Raw genomic sequence first — 15,088 nt, forward strand, 5'->3', positions numbered from 1 at the left:
CCTATACAAAACGCGCACTAGATGCTTTTGCACTTTTTTCTTTTTTCACATAGCCTTTTTCCAGTAGAGAGAAGCCCCACTGAATCAAACCACAGATCAAAATATACTGCAAAAAGATCACAAAATATGACTCAAAATACTGGTAACCGTAGGACGCTTCCACACGAGCAATAGCGGTGATATCCTTGATGGTCATAACAAAGACCAGGGAGGTTCCCTTGACGATATTGATCACCAGATTGGCCAAGTTAGGCAAGGCTGAGCGCAAGGCTTGAGGAAAAACAATCCTTAGATAGGCCTGGGTTGTAGTCAGCCCAATCGCATGCGCTGCCTCTAGTTGTCCCTTGTCCACCGTCAAGATGGCTGAACGCAAAATCTCCGACAAACTCCCGACTGTCATCAAACTATAAATAATGAAGGCATAGTAGAGAGGATCAAGTTTGAAAATATCAAAGTCACTTCCTATGCTTTTGAAAAATTGATTCAGCAAACTTGGAAACAAACTATAAAAGAAGAGAATCAATAAAATCGGAGGAGTCGCTCGGATAAAGGCCAGATAGACCAGAGAAAAACTCCTCACACCTCGAACCTTGTAAATCTGCCCCAAGGCTAAAAATAGAGCTGGTAAAAAGCTTAAGACCATAGCCACAATCATGATAATCAAGGTGATTGGCACACCCTTCAAGGTCTCCAGAAAGGTCTTTACAATATAGTCTATATCCATTTCTTACCTCCCTTTTGTTTCCAAAGACTTCTCAAGCAAACGACTCAAGCTAGAAATAATCAAGGCAATCCCCCAGTAAAGAAGCGCAACTGCCGTATAGGTTTCCAGAGAGTAGTTCCCTAAATTGCGACTAATCAAGAGATTCCCCGCTCCCATAACATCAACGAAACCAATCGTATAAGCCAAGGCAGCATCCCGCATGAGATTGAGAATAGCAGTCGTTATATTGGGAAGAGCAACTTGAAAAGCTTGGGGAAAAATGATTCTCCAAAAAGTCTGACTTGGAGTCAAACCAATACTAAGCCCGGCCTCTGTCTGCCCCTTTGGAATAGCTTGATAGGCCGCCTTGAAAACCTCGGCAACAATAGCTGCAAACAGGAGAATCATCGTCAGGAGAACAAAAATAGTTTTAGACCAGTTGTTGATATCTAAACCAAGCCACCATTTCAGAAATTCTGGCAAGCCATAAAAGACTAGAAAAAGCAAGACAATCGGTGGTGTACAACGAAGGGTAAAGATATAGCCCTTGGAAATCGCTGCAAAACTCTTGTCTTCTCCTACTTGTGCCCAGGCCAAGAGACCTCCAAAAAAGGAACCAAGAAGAGTGGTAAAAAAGAGAATGAACAAGGTCATAGGAAGTGCCTGCCATAAGGTTGGCAAAAACTGAAAGACCTTGGAAAAATCATAAGAAACCATGCAAAACCCTTTCTAGTCTTGGAATTTCTGGTCTAGTCTTTGTCTACGTAACTAAAGACATCTTCTTTAAAGTATTGCTGAGATAGCTTAGCAAGCGTGCCATCTTCCTTCAACTCTTTGATTGCTTTTTCATATTCTTTAGCGAATTGCTCACCCTTTTCATCACGGTGAATCAAGGGATAAGTTGGAATACCCTTGTATGGGAACCAGCTGAGTTTATCCGCATATTGGTGGTAAGGGCCATCTTCTGCGGTAACTGCTTTTTCAAAGGACAGTTTGATATCAAAGAAGGCGTCATAACGTCCTTCTAAGACCCAGGCATAGGCATCTGCCACTTTAAAGGATTCAGCTGCTGTTAGCTCAATCGGTGCATCCTGATGTTTTTCATTGTAGCTGGTGATAACATTCCATTGAGCATTCTGTGGAGAGATGGGAACCAATTTCCCTTTATTCTTAGCAAAGTCATCAATGGTTTTGTATTTCTGTTCATCTTCTTTTCTGACAGTAAATCCGATGATGCTCGCTCCGACTGGTTCAGATGGAATGACAAACTTTTTAGCTCGTTCATCTGTGTACCAAGCTCCCTTGGTTCCGATGTCATACTTACCTGATTCCAGACCAATCAAGAGGTCATCATCACTGGTACCCGTATATTCAAATTGATAGTTTGCCAACTTCTCATCAACAGCCTTCAAAACAGCTACCTCATAACCATCTGATTCCCCTTTTTCATTGACAAAGTCATAAGGTACATAGTTTTGTGTATGGGCAACCTTCAAGGTTATAACTTCAGCAGACGAAGCCATTTCTCCATCCTTGGCTGGAGCACCAGCTAAACTTCTCCCGATAATCGTTGCCCCAATTACTGCAACCACTGCTACACCACCGATAATCCATGCTTTTTTACTCATCTTTTTCTCCTTTAGTTTTCAAGCGCTTCTCTCACCCACTGGATACGTTCAACTGCGATATCACTTGGAATGGTACAATCTGCCCCAAGTACCAAGCCCTGTTCCCCAGCTTCTGCAACTAGTTTCTTTGCCTCAGCCTGAATGGCATCCTTGCTACCAGTATACAGCAAGCCTGTCTTACCATTTTCGAATCCTCCAAGAACCGTACGTCCCTTGAAAATCTCACGACCTTCCTTGAGAGTGATTCCCTCTGGTCCTACAGCCCAGTTAAAGACTTGGGCTGGGTAGTCTGCAAAAAGATGAATATCATTTCGCGCTCCCTCGTAGCCACAGATATGAAGAACAGTGACGCCACCAACAGCACTAGCTGCTTCCAGAACCGTTATCTCGCTAGGGGCAATGACGGCTTGATAATCTGCTGCCGACACTCGTTGATCTTGGATACTCTGCACGCTGAGATAGATTCCATCAGCACCAGCCTCTTCGATGACAGCTCGACTGAGACTCGCAATATCTTCTGCAATCACATCCAACACCTTTTTAAGGGCTTCAGGATCTTCCACCAGAAAGTCTGCAATAAGGTCATCGCCACCAGACACTTCCCCAAGCAGCCACTTGAGATAGGTCACAGGAGCAAAAATATTGTAAATCGCAACAATATCTTCTGTAAATTCTTGCTTGATTTTCTTAACCAAGTCCACCTGCTCTTTTATCCAAGCATGATCTGGTCCGAGTGGTTGAATGGTCGCCAATTCTTGAAGTGATTTTCCTTTGGCAATCGCTGGATTTGGATAAGCAAAGTAGCCATCACTCATGAGTTTGATAAAGTCCGGCTGAACTTCTCGGATAAAGCGCTTATGGCCCTCAATATTCTTCTCGATAATGACTGGATTTGAGAAACCGTGTAGCCATTCGTCTTCGGATGTGAAATGGTGCCAAAAGCCAACTGGCACACGATCAACCTTTTCACCTTTAAATGCTTTTAAAACCCATTCTTTTTTTTCTGACATTCTTATTCTCCATTTCTTACTTTTTCAACTAATAAACTGCTTGCGATATCATTCGAGCGTAGAAAGGGGAGACTGGACTTGGAAAAATCCTGAACTCCATGACATCTCTCTCCATTTTTGCAGTGCTGATTTTTTACGACGCTTATGGCAACCAAGGCCAGCAAACCGACAACTGCAATGAAGATGCCCCATCTTTTACTTTTCATAGCTCCTCCTTTTAGAGAACAGCTGCCTGCCGAATCCAGTCCAACCTCTCTAAGTCAAAGTCATCTGGAACAGTACAGTCAGCTCCCAGAAGAACGCCTTTACTACCAGCTTCAGCCAGCAACCGCCTTGTTTCATCTTGCAATTCCGCCTTGGAACCTTGGTAAAGCAAGCTTTTCTTGCCATTTTCAAATCCACCTAAAACGGCCTTGCCTGTAAACAACTCTTGACCCTGTGTCAAACTAACATCCTCATGGTGGGTCGCCCAGTTGACCACTTGAGCCGGATAGTCCTTAAATATCGTCACATCATTGCTCGCACCTTCAAAACCACAGATATGGAGGATATTGGTCCCACCCACCTGATTAGCTACCTCCAAAATCGCTATATTGCTCGGTTCGATATAGGTTTGGTAGAGTGCTGGTGTGATGCGCTCATCTTGAATTTGCTGGGTGCTGAGGTAAATTCCGTCAACACCTCCTTGCTGGATGATTTTCTGAGTTAGGATAGCAATATCTCCTGCAATCACATCTAGAATCGCTCTGAATTGCTCAGGATTTTCAAGCAATAGGTCAGCCACTTCCCTATCTCCTCGAGAAGTTTCTGTGCGGAACCAGCGCTTGAGGTAGGAGATCGGTGAAAAGATATTGTAGAAAGAAGCAATCTCTTCGGTAAAGGTCTCTCGAATCGCTTGTACCACTTCCACCTGTTGCTGAATCCATGGGTGTTCCTCACCAATCGACTCAATAGAAGTCAGCTCCTGAATGCTTGCGATCTTAGGACTATAGACATTACTTGGATAAAGGAAAAAACCGTCGCTCATAATTTTGACAAAATCAGGGCGAATCCTTTCCACATAGTTGCGATGCCCGTCAACACTTTTTTGAAAGATACGTGGATTGTTTAATCCCTGCCCCTTTTCTTCGAGTGTTACAAAATGAAACCAAAATCCGACAGGAACTCTTTCCACTTCATCGCCTCGAATCGCTCTAAAGACTAAATCTCTTTTACTTGCCATACCTTACTCCTTCCATTTGGATTGAAACCATCTTACCACTCCTTTTCCCCTTTTCCCAATATATATTGACTATCAACTCGATTGGAAATTTTTATATCGATAAAGAAAAAAATCCCTGAAAAGCTTGATGTTACTAGCCTTTCAAAGATTCATTTTATTTTCATCAATTTTCCAAAAAGGAGCTGATATAGATTTTCTATCAAATCGATTGGATTTTTTTATATCCATCTTCATTCCCAAATTAAGTACATAATTTTATCCTAATACCAAATTACTACTGAAAAATTTCTTTTCTCTCGATATTTCCTTGCACAAATCCAATGAAAACGCTACAATGTTAATAGACTATTATTAGGAGGATGGGATTATGAAAATATCCAAAGTTACCATTACAATTGCTTCTACACTTGCTTCCGCCATTTTACTGACTGGCTGTGGCACAAATTCGGCAAATTCACAGACAACACAAAGTAGTACATCTGATAATCAGGTTACAATGACCTATGATCAGTTGCGTTCAAGAGAAAATACTATGTCAACTCTTTGGTATCAAAAAGCAGCTGAAACCAAGGCACTCTATCTACAAGGTTACAATGTCGCTACTGATCGTTTGAAAGAACTACTAAAAACACAGACAGATAAACCCTACTCTATCGTTTTGGACTTGGACGAAACCGTATTAGACAATAGTCCTTATCAAGCGCAAAATGTCAAAGATGGAACAGCATTTACCCCAGAAAACTGGGACGTCTGGGTAAAAAAAGCCGCAGCCAAGGCTGTACCAGGTGCTAAAGACTTTCTACAATTTGCAGACCAAAACGGTGTCCAAATTTACTATGTATCTGACCGCACGATAGATCAGGTAGATGATACGATCAAAAACCTAGAAAATGAAGGAATTCCTGTACAAAGCCGCGATCATCTCATGTTCTTAGAAAAAGGCGTCAAATCTAAAGAAGGTCGTAGACAAGCAGTCCAAGAAAAAACCAACTTAGTCATGCTACTAGGAGACAATCTTGTGGACTTTGCAGAGTTTTCAAAGACCTCTGAAACTGAGCGCGACCAAAAATTAGAGGAATTACAAAAAGAGTTTGGTGAGAAATTCATCATTTTCCCTAACCCAATGTACGGATCATGGGAAAGCACTGTTTACAATGGTAATAAATTGGATGCCAAGGGTCAAACTGAAGAGCGTCAAAAAAACTTACAAGGTTTTGATAAATAAAATAAGAGAGCTATCTACCAGTTTACACCAACTACAAGATATCGTATTTGCGAGAATAGCGAAAAAAGACGATTTCCAAGCAGAAATCGTCTTTTTTACTATTTTATCTTGTACTTGGTATAAACTAGTATATATTCCACTAGATAGTATGCTCTATCGCTTGTACCACTTCCACCTGTTGCTGAATCCATGGGTGTTCCTCACCAATCGACTCAACTGATTGAATTTTTTTATAACCCCTCTTTCATGGCAAAGTAAGCACGTATTTTGGGCGCCACTTGTGTGCCGAAGAGTTCAATAGCTCTCAGAACTTGACCATGAGGCATAGAACCAAGCGGTAGATGGAGCATGAAACGGTCCAAGTCTAAATCCTCAATCATGCGAATCAATTTTTCTGCCACCTGATCTGGATTGCCCACAAACATGGCACCATTTGGTCCAACCTGTTCAAGATATTGCTCATAACTCAATTCCTGCCAGTGTGGACGGTCTTTGGAAATTGCATCCACCACTTGCTTGGTCGGATGGAAATAATCTTTGACAGCCTGCTCGCCATCTTCAGCAATCCACCCCCAAGAATGAGCGCCCACTTTCAGGTCTTTATCCGCATGACCGGCTTCGCTCCCAATCTCACGATAAGCTTGAATCAATTTCTTGAAGTAGCGCGGATTACCACCGATAATGGCATAGACAATCGGCAGCCCTGCCCGAGCAATCTTCACTGTTGACTCTACATGACCACCTGTCGCCACCCACAATGGCAATTTGTCCTGAACAGGACGAGGATAGACTTCTTTTCCAGCAATGCTTTGGGTCAATTGCCCCTGCCAATTCACTTTGGTGCTTTCATTTGCCAGCTGAAGCAGGTCTAACTTTTCATCAAAAAGAGTTTCGTAGTCTTTCAAGTCATAGCCAAACAGAGGAAATGATTCCGTGAATGAACCACGCCCTGCCATAATCTCTGCCCGTCCATTTGACAAGGCATCGATGGTAGCATATTGTTGGAACAAGCGAATCGGATCCATACTCGAGAGAATGCTGACCGCACTAGTCAAACGAATCTTTTTGGTATTGACTGCCCCAGCTGCAAGAACAATCTCTGGCGCCGATACCGCAAAGTCCTCCCGATGATGCTCCCCAATCCCGTACACATCCAAACCAACCTTATCAGCCAGCTCAATTTCTGCCACCAACTGACGAATGCGTTCATCATGACTGTAAATCTGCCCGGTCTCTTCTAGAGCTGTTGTTTCACCAAATGTTGAAATTCCTAATTCTACCATCCTGTTTCCTCGCTATCTCTTTTAGTTTTAGGGTATTTTATCACTAATTAGTTTTATTTCCAATAAATTTGCTCATTAGAAAAAGTCTAGATGAACTAGACTTTCTTAGCTTATTCTACTGTTACTGACTTAGCAAGGTTACGTGGTTTGTCCACATCAAGGCCACGGTGGAGTGTTGCAAAGTAAGCGACCAATTGCGTTGGTACGACCATTGAGATTGGTGAGAGGTAAGGGTGGACGGTCGTAAGGACGATATCGTCTGTCTCTTTAGCAACATTTTCTTCTGCGATAGTGAGAACCTTAGCACCACGGGCTGCAACCTCTTGGATATTTCCACGAGTGTGGTTAGCAAGGATTGGATCTGACAAGAGGGCCAAGACAGGCGTTCCTTCTTCAATCAAGGCAATGGTTCCATGCTTGAGTTCTCCTGCCGCAAAGCCTTCACACTGGATGTAAGAAATCTCTTTGAGTTTGAGGCTCGCTTCCATGGCTACATAGTAGTCTTGACCACGTCCAATGTAAAAGGCATTGCGAGTGGTTTCAAGAAGGTCACGAACCTTGGCATCAATGGTTTCTTTTTCAGAAAGAGTTGATTCGATAGACTGAGCTACGATTGACAACTCATGAACCAGGTCAAAGGCTTGCGCTTTGGCATTGCCGTTTGCCTCTCCGACTGCTTTTGCAAGGAAGGCAAGGGCTGCGATTTGCGCTGTGTAGGCCTTGGTTGATGCCACGGCAATTTCAGGTCCTGCGTGAAGAAGCATGGTATGATTGGCTTCACGTGAAAGGGTTGAACCTGGGACGTTTGTCACTGTCAAGCTTGGGATTCCCATTTCATTAGCCTTGACCAAAACCTGACGGCTATCCGCTGTTTCACCAGACTGACTGATAAAGATAAAGAGTGGTTTCTTGCTGAGAAGTGGCATACCATAGCCCCACTCAGAAGAGATTCCAAGTTCAACTGGCGTATCAGTCAATTCTTCCAGCATTTTTTTAGAAGCAAATCCTGCGTGGTAAGATGTCCCAGCTGCAAGGATGTAGATGCGGTCTGCATCTTGAACAGCCTTGATGATAGCTGGATCTACAACAACTTGACCAGCCTCATCTGTGTAGGCTTGGATGAGTTTACGCATCACCGTTGGTTGCTCGTCGATTTCCTTGAGCATGTAGTAAGGATAAGTCCCCTTACCGATATCTGACAAGTCGAGCTCCGCAGTATAGCTAGCACGTTCACGGCGATTGCCATCATAGTCTTGAACTTCGACACTATCAGCCTTGACGATTACCAACTCTTGGTCATGAATTTCCATGTATTGGTTGGTCTCACGAATCATAGCCATAGCATCTGAGCAGACCATATTATAACCTTCTCCAAGACCAATCAAAAGTGGAGATTTGTTCTTAGCAACATAGATGACATCTGGATTTTCAGAGTCAATCAAGGCAAAGGCATAAGAACCACGAATGATGTGAAGGGCTTTTTTGAAGGCTTCAAGAACTGAAAGACCATCTTCTTCAACAAATTTCCCAATCAAGTGAACAGCGATTTCCGTATCGGTTTGCCCCTTGAAGTGGTGACCTGCAAGGTATTCTTCCTTGATTTCAAGGTAGTTTTCAATCACTCCATTGTGCACCAAAACAAAACGTCCTGTCTCAGAGCGGTGTGGGTGAGCATTGTCTTCCGTTGGTTTCCCGTGAGTCGCCCAACGCGTATGTCCGATACCAGTTGTTCCCTCAACACCAGCTGTCTTGGCAGACAATTCTGCGATACGACCGACAGCCTTGACTAGATGATTTTCAGCACCACCTAGGACAAAAATCCCCGCAGAATCATAGCCACGGTATTCGAGCTTTTCAAGCCCTTGAATCAAAATATCAGTTGCATTTGTGTTTCCAACAACACCAACAATTCCACACATAGTATATACGACACAGACCAGCTGTGCTTTCTCCTTAAATTGGTATAGTCTAATTCTCGCTTTACGGAATCAGCAAAAACAGTATATACTTGTTTTTCTCACTTGTCAAGGATAAAAATTGGTATAGTTTTTCTATCTGGTATTTTATCAAGATTTCACTTGATACCTGACAAGTCGGCATCAATTACTTATAATAAGGGGAGGAGGTATTGGCCATGTGGTTTTTCTTCGCACTTTTATCAGCTATCTTTGCAGCCTTAACGTCAATTTTAGCCAAGATTGGGATTGAAGGAGTTCCATCCAATCTAGCAACTGCTATTCGTACAGTCGTCGTCATTCTTATGGCCTGGGCTATGGTTTTCTTGACCAATAGTCAGACCGAAATTGTCAACATCAGTAAAAAAAGTTGGCTCTTTCTCATCTTATCAGGCTTAGCCACTGGCGCCTCCTGGCTCTGCTACTACAAGGCCTTGCAGATGGGCAATGCGACTGAGGTATCTGCTGTCGATAAATTCAGTCTCGTCATTACCCTCGTTCTAGCCTTTTTCTTCCTACAGGATGTCCTGACGTTTAAAACAATTATTGGCTGTATCCTGATTACGATTGGGACCTTGGTGATGATATTGTAATAAAAAGTGAGATGAACACCATCTCACTCTTTTTATTCTTAAAATCCATTATGGTCGCTGAGTTCCTTGAACCAGTGGCCTGATTTTTTTAGACGACGTTCCTGTGTTTCCAAGTCAAGCTCAACCAAACCGTAACGATTTTTATAGCTGTTGAGCCATGACCAGCAGTCAATAAAGGTCCATATTAAGTATCCTTTACAGTTGGCACCGTCTTCAATGGCACGGTGGAGTTCACGCAGGTGCCCTTTGACAAAGTCGATACGATAGTCGTCTTGAATCATGCCATTCTCACGGAATTTATCTTCCCCTTCAACACCCATACCATTCTCTGTCAACATCCACTCAATATTACCATAATTTTCCTTGATATTTTGGGCAATATCATAAATCCCTTGCTCATAAATTTCCCATCCACGGTGAGGATTGATTTTACGGCCCGGCATGATATAAGGCTCGTAAAAATGTTCTGGCAAGAGGGGACTGTCTGGATGTTTAGCAAAACGTGGCGCCATGACACGCAAAGGCTGGTAGTAGTTAACTCCTAGGAAATCAACTGTATTCTCGCGAATGAATTCTAATTCTTCAACAGTATACTCTGGCAGCAAATCATGCTCAGACAAGATTTCTACTAATTCTTCTGGATAAGCTCCCAAGACAGACGGATCTAGGAAAGATTGGGCTTGGAAGAGATCCGCAATGCGAGCAGCCTTGACATCTGCGGGATGCTGGCTACGTGGATAGGCTGGTGTCAAGTTGAGGACAATCCCAATCTTGGAATCAGGCAAAACTTCATGACAGGCCTTAACCGCAAGACTACTAGCCAGTTGTGTGTGATAGGCAACCTTAACCGCCGCTTTGGCATCTACCTTATGAGGATAGTGGGCATCGTAAAAATAGCCAAATTCTACGGGGACGATGGGTTCATTAAAGGTAATCCATTGGTCTACCAAGTCACCGTAAGTCTCAAAACAAAAACGAGCATAGTCTTCATAAGCCTTGACAGTTGCCTTATTTTCCCAGCCATCACCAGCTTCTTGAAGGGCAAAAGGCAGGTCGAAGTGATAGAGATTGACTAAGAGACGAATCCCCTTGGCCTTAATAGCCTCAAAAACCTGACGGTAGAAAGCCACCCCTTGCGGATTGACCTCTCCACGCCCCTGTGGGAAAATACGAGACCACTGGATAGAAGTTCGGAAGGCTGTATGCCCAGTCTCTACCAAAAGCTCAATATCCTTTTCCCAGTTCTCATAGAAGGTCGATGTTTTATCAGGTCCAATCCCATTGTAGTAGCGGTTTGGCTCTACTTGGAACCAATAATCCCAGAGATTGTCCCCCTTGCCGTCACCAGGCACGCGCCCTTCAGTTTGCGGTCCAGAAGTGGAGGAACCCCAAACAAAATCCTTTGGAAATTTTAGCATAGCTTTACCTCTTCATTTACTCATTTTCCCCATTATATAGAAAAAACAAGGTAAAAACTAGTTACATTTTTGCCTTGTTTTTCTTCTGATTATAGTTTTTATTTCTTGCTGAGGATTTCAAGCGTTTCAAGCAAGTTGTCTGCATGAACTTCGATGGTGTCACCAGTCGCCTTAATCTTAACTTCTACGATGCCATCGGCTGCTTTTTTCCCAACAGTAATACGGATTGGCAACCCAATCAAGTCGCTATCGCTAAATTTAACCCCGACACGTTCGTTACGGTCGTCTGTCAAGACTTCGTAACCAGCTCCCATCAAGTTTGCTTCAAGTTTCTCTGTCAAGGCTTGCGCTTCTTCATCTTTGGCATTGACAGTGATCAAGTGCACATCAAATGGTGCCAATTCTTTAGGGAAGTTAACTCCCCAAGCATAACGGTATTCCCCTTTAGGCGTTTTGTTAACAAAGAGGCGAGCGTGTTGCTCCATAACTGCTGAGAGAAGACGGCTAACACCAATACCGTAACATCCCATGATAATTGGCACAGCACGACCATTTTCATCCAAAACATCTGCACCCATGCTTGCTGAGTAGCGAGTTCCGAGTTTGAAAATATGACCAATCTCGATACCACGGGCAAAGTTAAGAACACCTTGTCCGTCTGGTGAAATTTCACCCTCACGAACTTCGCGAATATCTACGTATTCTGCAGTAAAATCACGACCTGGGTTCACACCCGTCAAGTGGTAGCCATCTTCGTTAGCCCCCACAACAGCATTGCGAACATCTTGTACCTTACGGTCTGCAATGATTTTCACATTTTCTGGCAAACCAACTGGGCCAAGCGAACCAAAGCCAGCTGAGATAACATTTGCTACTTCTTCCTCGCTCGCAACATCAAAGAAATCTGCTCCCAAGTGATTTTTCAACTTAACTTCATTGAGTTGGTCATTTCCAACTAGAAGGGCTGCAACAAGCTCTCCATCTGCCATGTAGAAGAGGGTTTTGATCGTTTGCTCTTCTGGCACGTTTAGGAAGGCTGCCACTTCATCAATTGATTTAACATCTGGTGTTGCGACACGAGTCACTTCTTCTTCCGCAACGACACGGTTGCTTGGTTTGTACTCGTTTGTTGCCATTTCTAAGTTAGCCGCATAACTAGACTCACTTGAGTAGGCGATGGTATCTTCACCAGAAACCATCCATTTAAGTAATTCTGCCTTGATTTCTTCTTGCACTTCTTCAGGAATTTCATCAAATGAGGCAACTGACTTGTCTAAGACAACCCAGCGGTCGAGGTCTGTACGAGCTGGTGTGATGGCCATAAATTCTTGGCTGTCCTTACCACCCATGGCGCCACCATCACCGATGATGGCTTTAAAGTCCAAGCCACTACGAGTAAAGATACGTTCATAGGCCGCTTTGTACTCGTCATAAGTCACATCCAAACTATCGTAATTAGCATGGAAACTATAGCCGTCTTTCATGATAAATTCACGCGTACGGAGAAGCCCGTTACGTGGACGTTTTTCATCACGGTATTTCGGTTGAATTTGGTAGAGATTGAGTGGCAATTGCTTGTAAGATTTCACAGAGTCACGAACAATAGCTGTAAAAGTTTCTTCGTGTGTCGGACCTAGGATAAAGTCTGACTTTTCACGGTTTTTCAATTTATAAAGGTCTTCACCATAGGTTTCATAACGACCTGATTCACGCCAAAGATCGGCACTGAGAAGGGCAGGAGCCAACATCTCCACCGCACCAATCTTATCAAACTCTTGGCGCATGATATTCTTAGCCTTTTCAATCACACGGTTAGCGAGTGGTAGGTAAGAATATACACCGGCAGAAACTTGACGAACATAACCAGCACGCAACATAAGGGCGTGGCTGATAACTTGAGCATCGCTTGGCATTTCGCGAAGCGTTGGGATTAGCATTTTACTTTGTTTCATAATATTCCTCGATTATCTAAAAGAAGAGTCGCATAATGTCATTCCAGGTTACAGCTAGCATCAAGACAACCATGATAACTACACCAGCCATGGTGACATAGGTTTCAATTTCTTGTTTAAGGGGTTTCCGGCGGATAGTCTCTAGGATATTGAGCACAATCTTTCCACCATCCAAAGCCGGGATAGGAATCAAGTTAAAAATTCCAATATTGATGGAAATCATGGCTAGGAAGTAGAGGACATTCTCAATTCCATTTTTAGCAGCATCGCTACTTGCCTTAAAAATGGCAACGGGACCACCGAGTTTGTTCAAATCTGGATGGAAAATCAAGTTTTTCAGAGCCGAAAGGATACGGAGCCCCGAGTCAGCAGCGGTTGTAAATCCACCAACAAACATGGATAGAAAGTCTGACTTGATCCCCGGTTGAACCCCAAGAATATAACGTCCTTGATTTTCTTCTGGCGTCACAGTGACTTGTTTTTCGCTACTATTTTCAGAAATGGTCACATCCAAGGTCGGGGCTGTCTTGTCCTTGGTATCTGCTTCCACAGCCTGGGTCAAGTCTTGCCAATTCTTAACCTCATGCGAGCCGACCTTGGTAATTTGAGCGGTCTCAGCTACACCTACCTTAGCCAAAGCTCCCTCTGGCATGACATGAAAGAGATTGGTCTGAGTATCTCTAACACCGCCTTGCAAAAAGATCAAAATCCAAAAAACAACAACACCTAAGATAAAGTTATTCATAGGACCTGCAAAGTTGGTGATGAGCTTACCCCAGATAGAAGCATTTTGATACTGTACATCCAGAGGAGCAATGCGCACTTCGGTTCCGTCTTCTTCAACCACCGTTGCATCATGATCCACTGCAAAGGTCTTTTCTTCTTCCAAGACCAAGCCTTTAATGAAGAGCTTGTCTTCAAAGTCAAACTGAGTTACCTGCATAGGAAGAGACGTTTGATCCAACTTCTTCCCTGAGAGGTTGATCCGTTTGACCTTACCATCATCGGCAAGTGTTAAACTGACTGGAGTTCCTGTCTTGATTTCTGTCGCATCATCACCCCAGCCTGCCATACGAACATAGCCTCCTAGAGGAAGGATTCGAATGGTATAAGCAGTGCCATCCTTACCGATATGGGAAAAAATCTTGGGCCCCATACCAATGGCAAATTCACGAACTAGAATGCCCGATTTCTTGGCAAAATAAAAATGTCCAAACTCATGCACCACCACAATAATCCCAAAAACGAGGATAAAGGTTAGCAATCCAATCATTCAATATTCCTTTCTTTAAAACAGGCCAAATAAGTGCATCATTGGAAACACAATCAGCATGCTGTCAAAGCGATCCAACACACCGCCATGTCCAGGGATAAATTTTCCAGAATCCTTAACACCGAAATGGCGTTTCATGGCACTCTCAATCAAGTCACCAAACTGACCTGCCACACTGAAGAAGGCAGCAAAGAGACTCATTCTATAAATCCCATAAGGAAGAGCAACTGTGCTGTCCACTAACATGAAAATCACTGTTATCAGTACCGCACCTAGAATACCACCGACAAAGCCCTCAATACTCTTATTAGGAGAAACTCTTGGTGCCAACTTATGTTTACCAAAATTCATCCCTGTCAGGTAGGCTGCGCTATCTGTCGCCCAAACGATAAAAAGGGCCAAAAGTACCTTGTCAAAACCTGCCACCCGAGCATCTAGTAAGGCATTGAAGCCAAAACCAACATAAAAGCTCACAGCAATTGGAAAAGCGGCATCTTCAATTGTATAGTTTTTACTGAAAACGGTCGTCCCTAGCATTATGGTAATCAAAACACTGTAGGCAACCACATTCCCATCAACAGGCAAAAATGTTAGGTAATTTTCTAAAGGAACTGTGAGAGCGAAGGTCGCAAAAAGAGTCAAAGCACCCTCAATGGTCATAGTCTTTAGCCCCTTCATGTGCAAGAGTTCATGGACGCCTAGCATCGCTAACAAGCCAATCCCTATCTGCAACAGGAGCCCTCCCACAAACAAGACTGGAAGGAAAATCGCCAGGGCCAATACCGCAAACAATGTTCTCTTTTGTAAATCCTTGGTCATATCTTCT

At 43.4% G+C, this 15,088-nt stretch carries 14 protein-coding genes; 2 read left to right on the plus strand and 12 right to left on the minus strand.

Annotation, left to right across the window (positions count from 1 at the left end; genetic code table 11):
• Nucleotide 1: 1 nt before the first annotated feature.
• The 6 genes from NYE79_RS08870 to NYE79_RS08895 are packed head-to-tail and all read right to left on the minus strand — an operon-like array spanning nt 2 to nt 4,563.
• Nucleotides 2–724: an amino acid ABC transporter permease gene (locus tag NYE79_RS08870; protein ID WP_061416042.1), complete on the minus strand. Its 723-nt coding sequence runs from the start codon at nt 722–724 to the stop codon at nt 2–4.
• 3 nt (nt 725–727) lie between these two features.
• On the minus strand, nt 728–1,420 hold the full coding sequence (locus tag NYE79_RS08875; RefSeq protein ID WP_216728593.1) for an amino acid ABC transporter permease: 693 nt from the start codon (nt 1,418–1,420) through the stop codon (nt 728–730).
• Between the two features lie 32 nt (nt 1,421–1,452).
• The gene (locus NYE79_RS08880) at nt 1,453–2,331 is read right to left on the minus strand and encodes a transporter substrate-binding domain-containing protein (RefSeq protein ID WP_216728594.1); all 879 of its coding nucleotides are present in this window, start codon (nt 2,329–2,331) and stop codon (nt 1,453–1,455) included.
• A gap of 11 nt (nt 2,332–2,342) precedes the next feature.
• Nucleotides 2,343–3,341, minus strand: coding sequence for a uroporphyrinogen decarboxylase family protein (locus NYE79_RS08885; protein WP_216728595.1), 999 nt, complete (start codon nt 3,339–3,341; stop codon nt 2,343–2,345).
• Nucleotides 3,342–3,343: 2 nt separating this feature from the next.
• Nucleotides 3,344–3,547, minus strand: a complete 204-nt coding sequence (locus NYE79_RS08890; protein WP_000837740.1) for a hypothetical protein — start codon at nt 3,545–3,547, stop codon at nt 3,344–3,346.
• An 11-nt stretch (nt 3,548–3,558) separates the two neighbouring features.
• On the minus strand, nt 3,559–4,563 hold the full coding sequence (locus tag NYE79_RS08895; protein WP_216728596.1) for a uroporphyrinogen decarboxylase family protein: 1,005 nt from the start codon (nt 4,561–4,563) through the stop codon (nt 3,559–3,561).
• A 367-nt stretch (nt 4,564–4,930) separates the two neighbouring features.
• On the opposite strand from NYE79_RS08895, the gene NYE79_RS08900 reads away from it, so the two are divergent.
• Nucleotides 4,931–5,788, plus strand: coding sequence for a 5'-nucleotidase, lipoprotein e(P4) family (locus tag NYE79_RS08900; protein ID WP_216728597.1), 858 nt, complete (start codon nt 4,931–4,933; stop codon nt 5,786–5,788).
• Nucleotides 5,789–6,018: 230 nt separating this feature from the next.
• On the opposite strand, the gene NYE79_RS08905 is transcribed toward NYE79_RS08900, so the two are convergent.
• The gene (locus NYE79_RS08905; RefSeq protein WP_216728598.1) at nt 6,019–7,071 is read right to left on the minus strand and encodes an LLM class flavin-dependent oxidoreductase; all 1,053 of its coding nucleotides are present in this window, start codon (nt 7,069–7,071) and stop codon (nt 6,019–6,021) included.
• A gap of 110 nt (nt 7,072–7,181) precedes the next feature.
• Nucleotides 7,182–8,990: a glutamine--fructose-6-phosphate transaminase (isomerizing) gene (gene glmS / locus NYE79_RS08910; protein ID WP_216728599.1), complete on the minus strand. Its 1,809-nt coding sequence runs from the start codon at nt 8,988–8,990 to the stop codon at nt 7,182–7,184.
• Nucleotides 8,991–9,205: 215 nt separating this feature from the next.
• Here glmS and NYE79_RS08915 point away from each other — a divergent pair, with 215 nt between their 5' ends.
• Entirely contained in the window at nt 9,206–9,619 is a 414-nt protein-coding gene (locus tag NYE79_RS08915; RefSeq protein WP_000264204.1) for an EamA family transporter, read from the plus strand.
• Nucleotides 9,620–9,657: 38 nt separating this feature from the next.
• Here NYE79_RS08915 and NYE79_RS08920 read toward each other — a convergent pair whose 3' ends face one another.
• From NYE79_RS08920 to NYE79_RS08935, 4 genes are all read right to left on the minus strand, one after another.
• A complete protein-coding gene (locus NYE79_RS08920) occupies nt 9,658–11,037 on the minus strand; it encodes a family 1 glycosylhydrolase (RefSeq protein WP_216728600.1) in 1,380 nt (459 codons plus the stop codon).
• Between the two features lie 98 nt (nt 11,038–11,135).
• Entirely contained in the window at nt 11,136–12,989 is a 1,854-nt protein-coding gene (locus tag NYE79_RS08925) for a proline--tRNA ligase (protein WP_000814032.1), read from the minus strand.
• A gap of 16 nt (nt 12,990–13,005) precedes the next feature.
• Nucleotides 13,006–14,262 (minus strand): RIP metalloprotease RseP, encoded by a 1,257-nt coding sequence (rseP, locus tag NYE79_RS08930; RefSeq protein ID WP_339293694.1) that lies wholly within the window; start codon nt 14,260–14,262, stop codon nt 13,006–13,008.
• Between the two features lie 15 nt (nt 14,263–14,277).
• Nucleotides 14,278–15,081, minus strand: a complete 804-nt coding sequence (locus tag NYE79_RS08935) for a phosphatidate cytidylyltransferase (protein ID WP_063645813.1) — start codon at nt 15,079–15,081, stop codon at nt 14,278–14,280.
• Nucleotides 15,082–15,088 lie beyond the last annotated feature (7 nt).

It is taken from the genome of Streptococcus sp. FSL W8-0197 (assembly GCF_037963785.1).
GTDB lineage: Bacteria > Bacillota > Bacilli > Lactobacillales > Streptococcaceae > Streptococcus > Streptococcus oralis_CQ.

Excerpts from the sequence above, each read along its gene's own strand:
- NYE79_RS08905 (WP_216728598.1), bottom strand. The coding sequence starts at position 7,071 with ATGGTAGAATTAGGAATTTCAACATTTGGTGAAACAACAGCTCTAGAA.
- NYE79_RS08875 (WP_216728593.1), bottom strand. The coding sequence starts at position 1,420 with ATGGTTTCTTATGATTTTTCCAAGGTCTTTCAGTTTTTGCCAACCTTA.
- NYE79_RS08890 (WP_000837740.1), bottom strand. The coding sequence starts at position 3,547 with ATGAAAAGTAAAAGATGGGGCATCTTCATTGCAGTTGTCGGTTTGCTG.
- NYE79_RS08885 (WP_216728595.1), bottom strand. The coding sequence starts at position 3,341 with ATGTCAGAAAAAAAAGAATGGGTTTTAAAAGCATTTAAAGGTGAAAAG.
- rseP (WP_339293694.1), bottom strand. The coding sequence starts at position 14,262 with ATGATTGGATTGCTAACCTTTATCCTCGTTTTTGGGATTATTGTGGTG.
- NYE79_RS08935 (WP_063645813.1), bottom strand. The coding sequence starts at position 15,081 with ATGACCAAGGATTTACAAAAGAGAACATTGTTTGCGGTATTGGCCCTG.
- NYE79_RS08915 (WP_000264204.1), top strand. The coding sequence starts at position 9,206 with ATGTGGTTTTTCTTCGCACTTTTATCAGCTATCTTTGCAGCCTTAACG.
- NYE79_RS08880 (WP_216728594.1), bottom strand. The coding sequence starts at position 2,331 with ATGAGTAAAAAAGCATGGATTATCGGTGGTGTAGCAGTGGTTGCAGTA.
- NYE79_RS08925 (WP_000814032.1), bottom strand. The coding sequence starts at position 12,989 with ATGAAACAAAGTAAAATGCTAATCCCAACGCTTCGCGAAATGCCAAGC.
- glmS (WP_216728599.1), bottom strand. The coding sequence starts at position 8,990 with ATGTGTGGAATTGTTGGTGTTGTTGGAAACACAAATGCAACTGATATT.
- NYE79_RS08895 (WP_216728596.1), bottom strand. The coding sequence starts at position 4,563 with ATGGCAAGTAAAAGAGATTTAGTCTTTAGAGCGATTCGAGGCGATGAA.
- NYE79_RS08870 (WP_061416042.1), bottom strand. The coding sequence starts at position 724 with ATGGATATAGACTATATTGTAAAGACCTTTCTGGAGACCTTGAAGGGT.
- NYE79_RS08920 (WP_216728600.1), bottom strand. The coding sequence starts at position 11,037 with ATGCTAAAATTTCCAAAGGATTTTGTTTGGGGTTCCTCCACTTCTGGA.
- NYE79_RS08900 (WP_216728597.1), top strand. The coding sequence starts at position 4,931 with ATGAAAATATCCAAAGTTACCATTACAATTGCTTCTACACTTGCTTCC.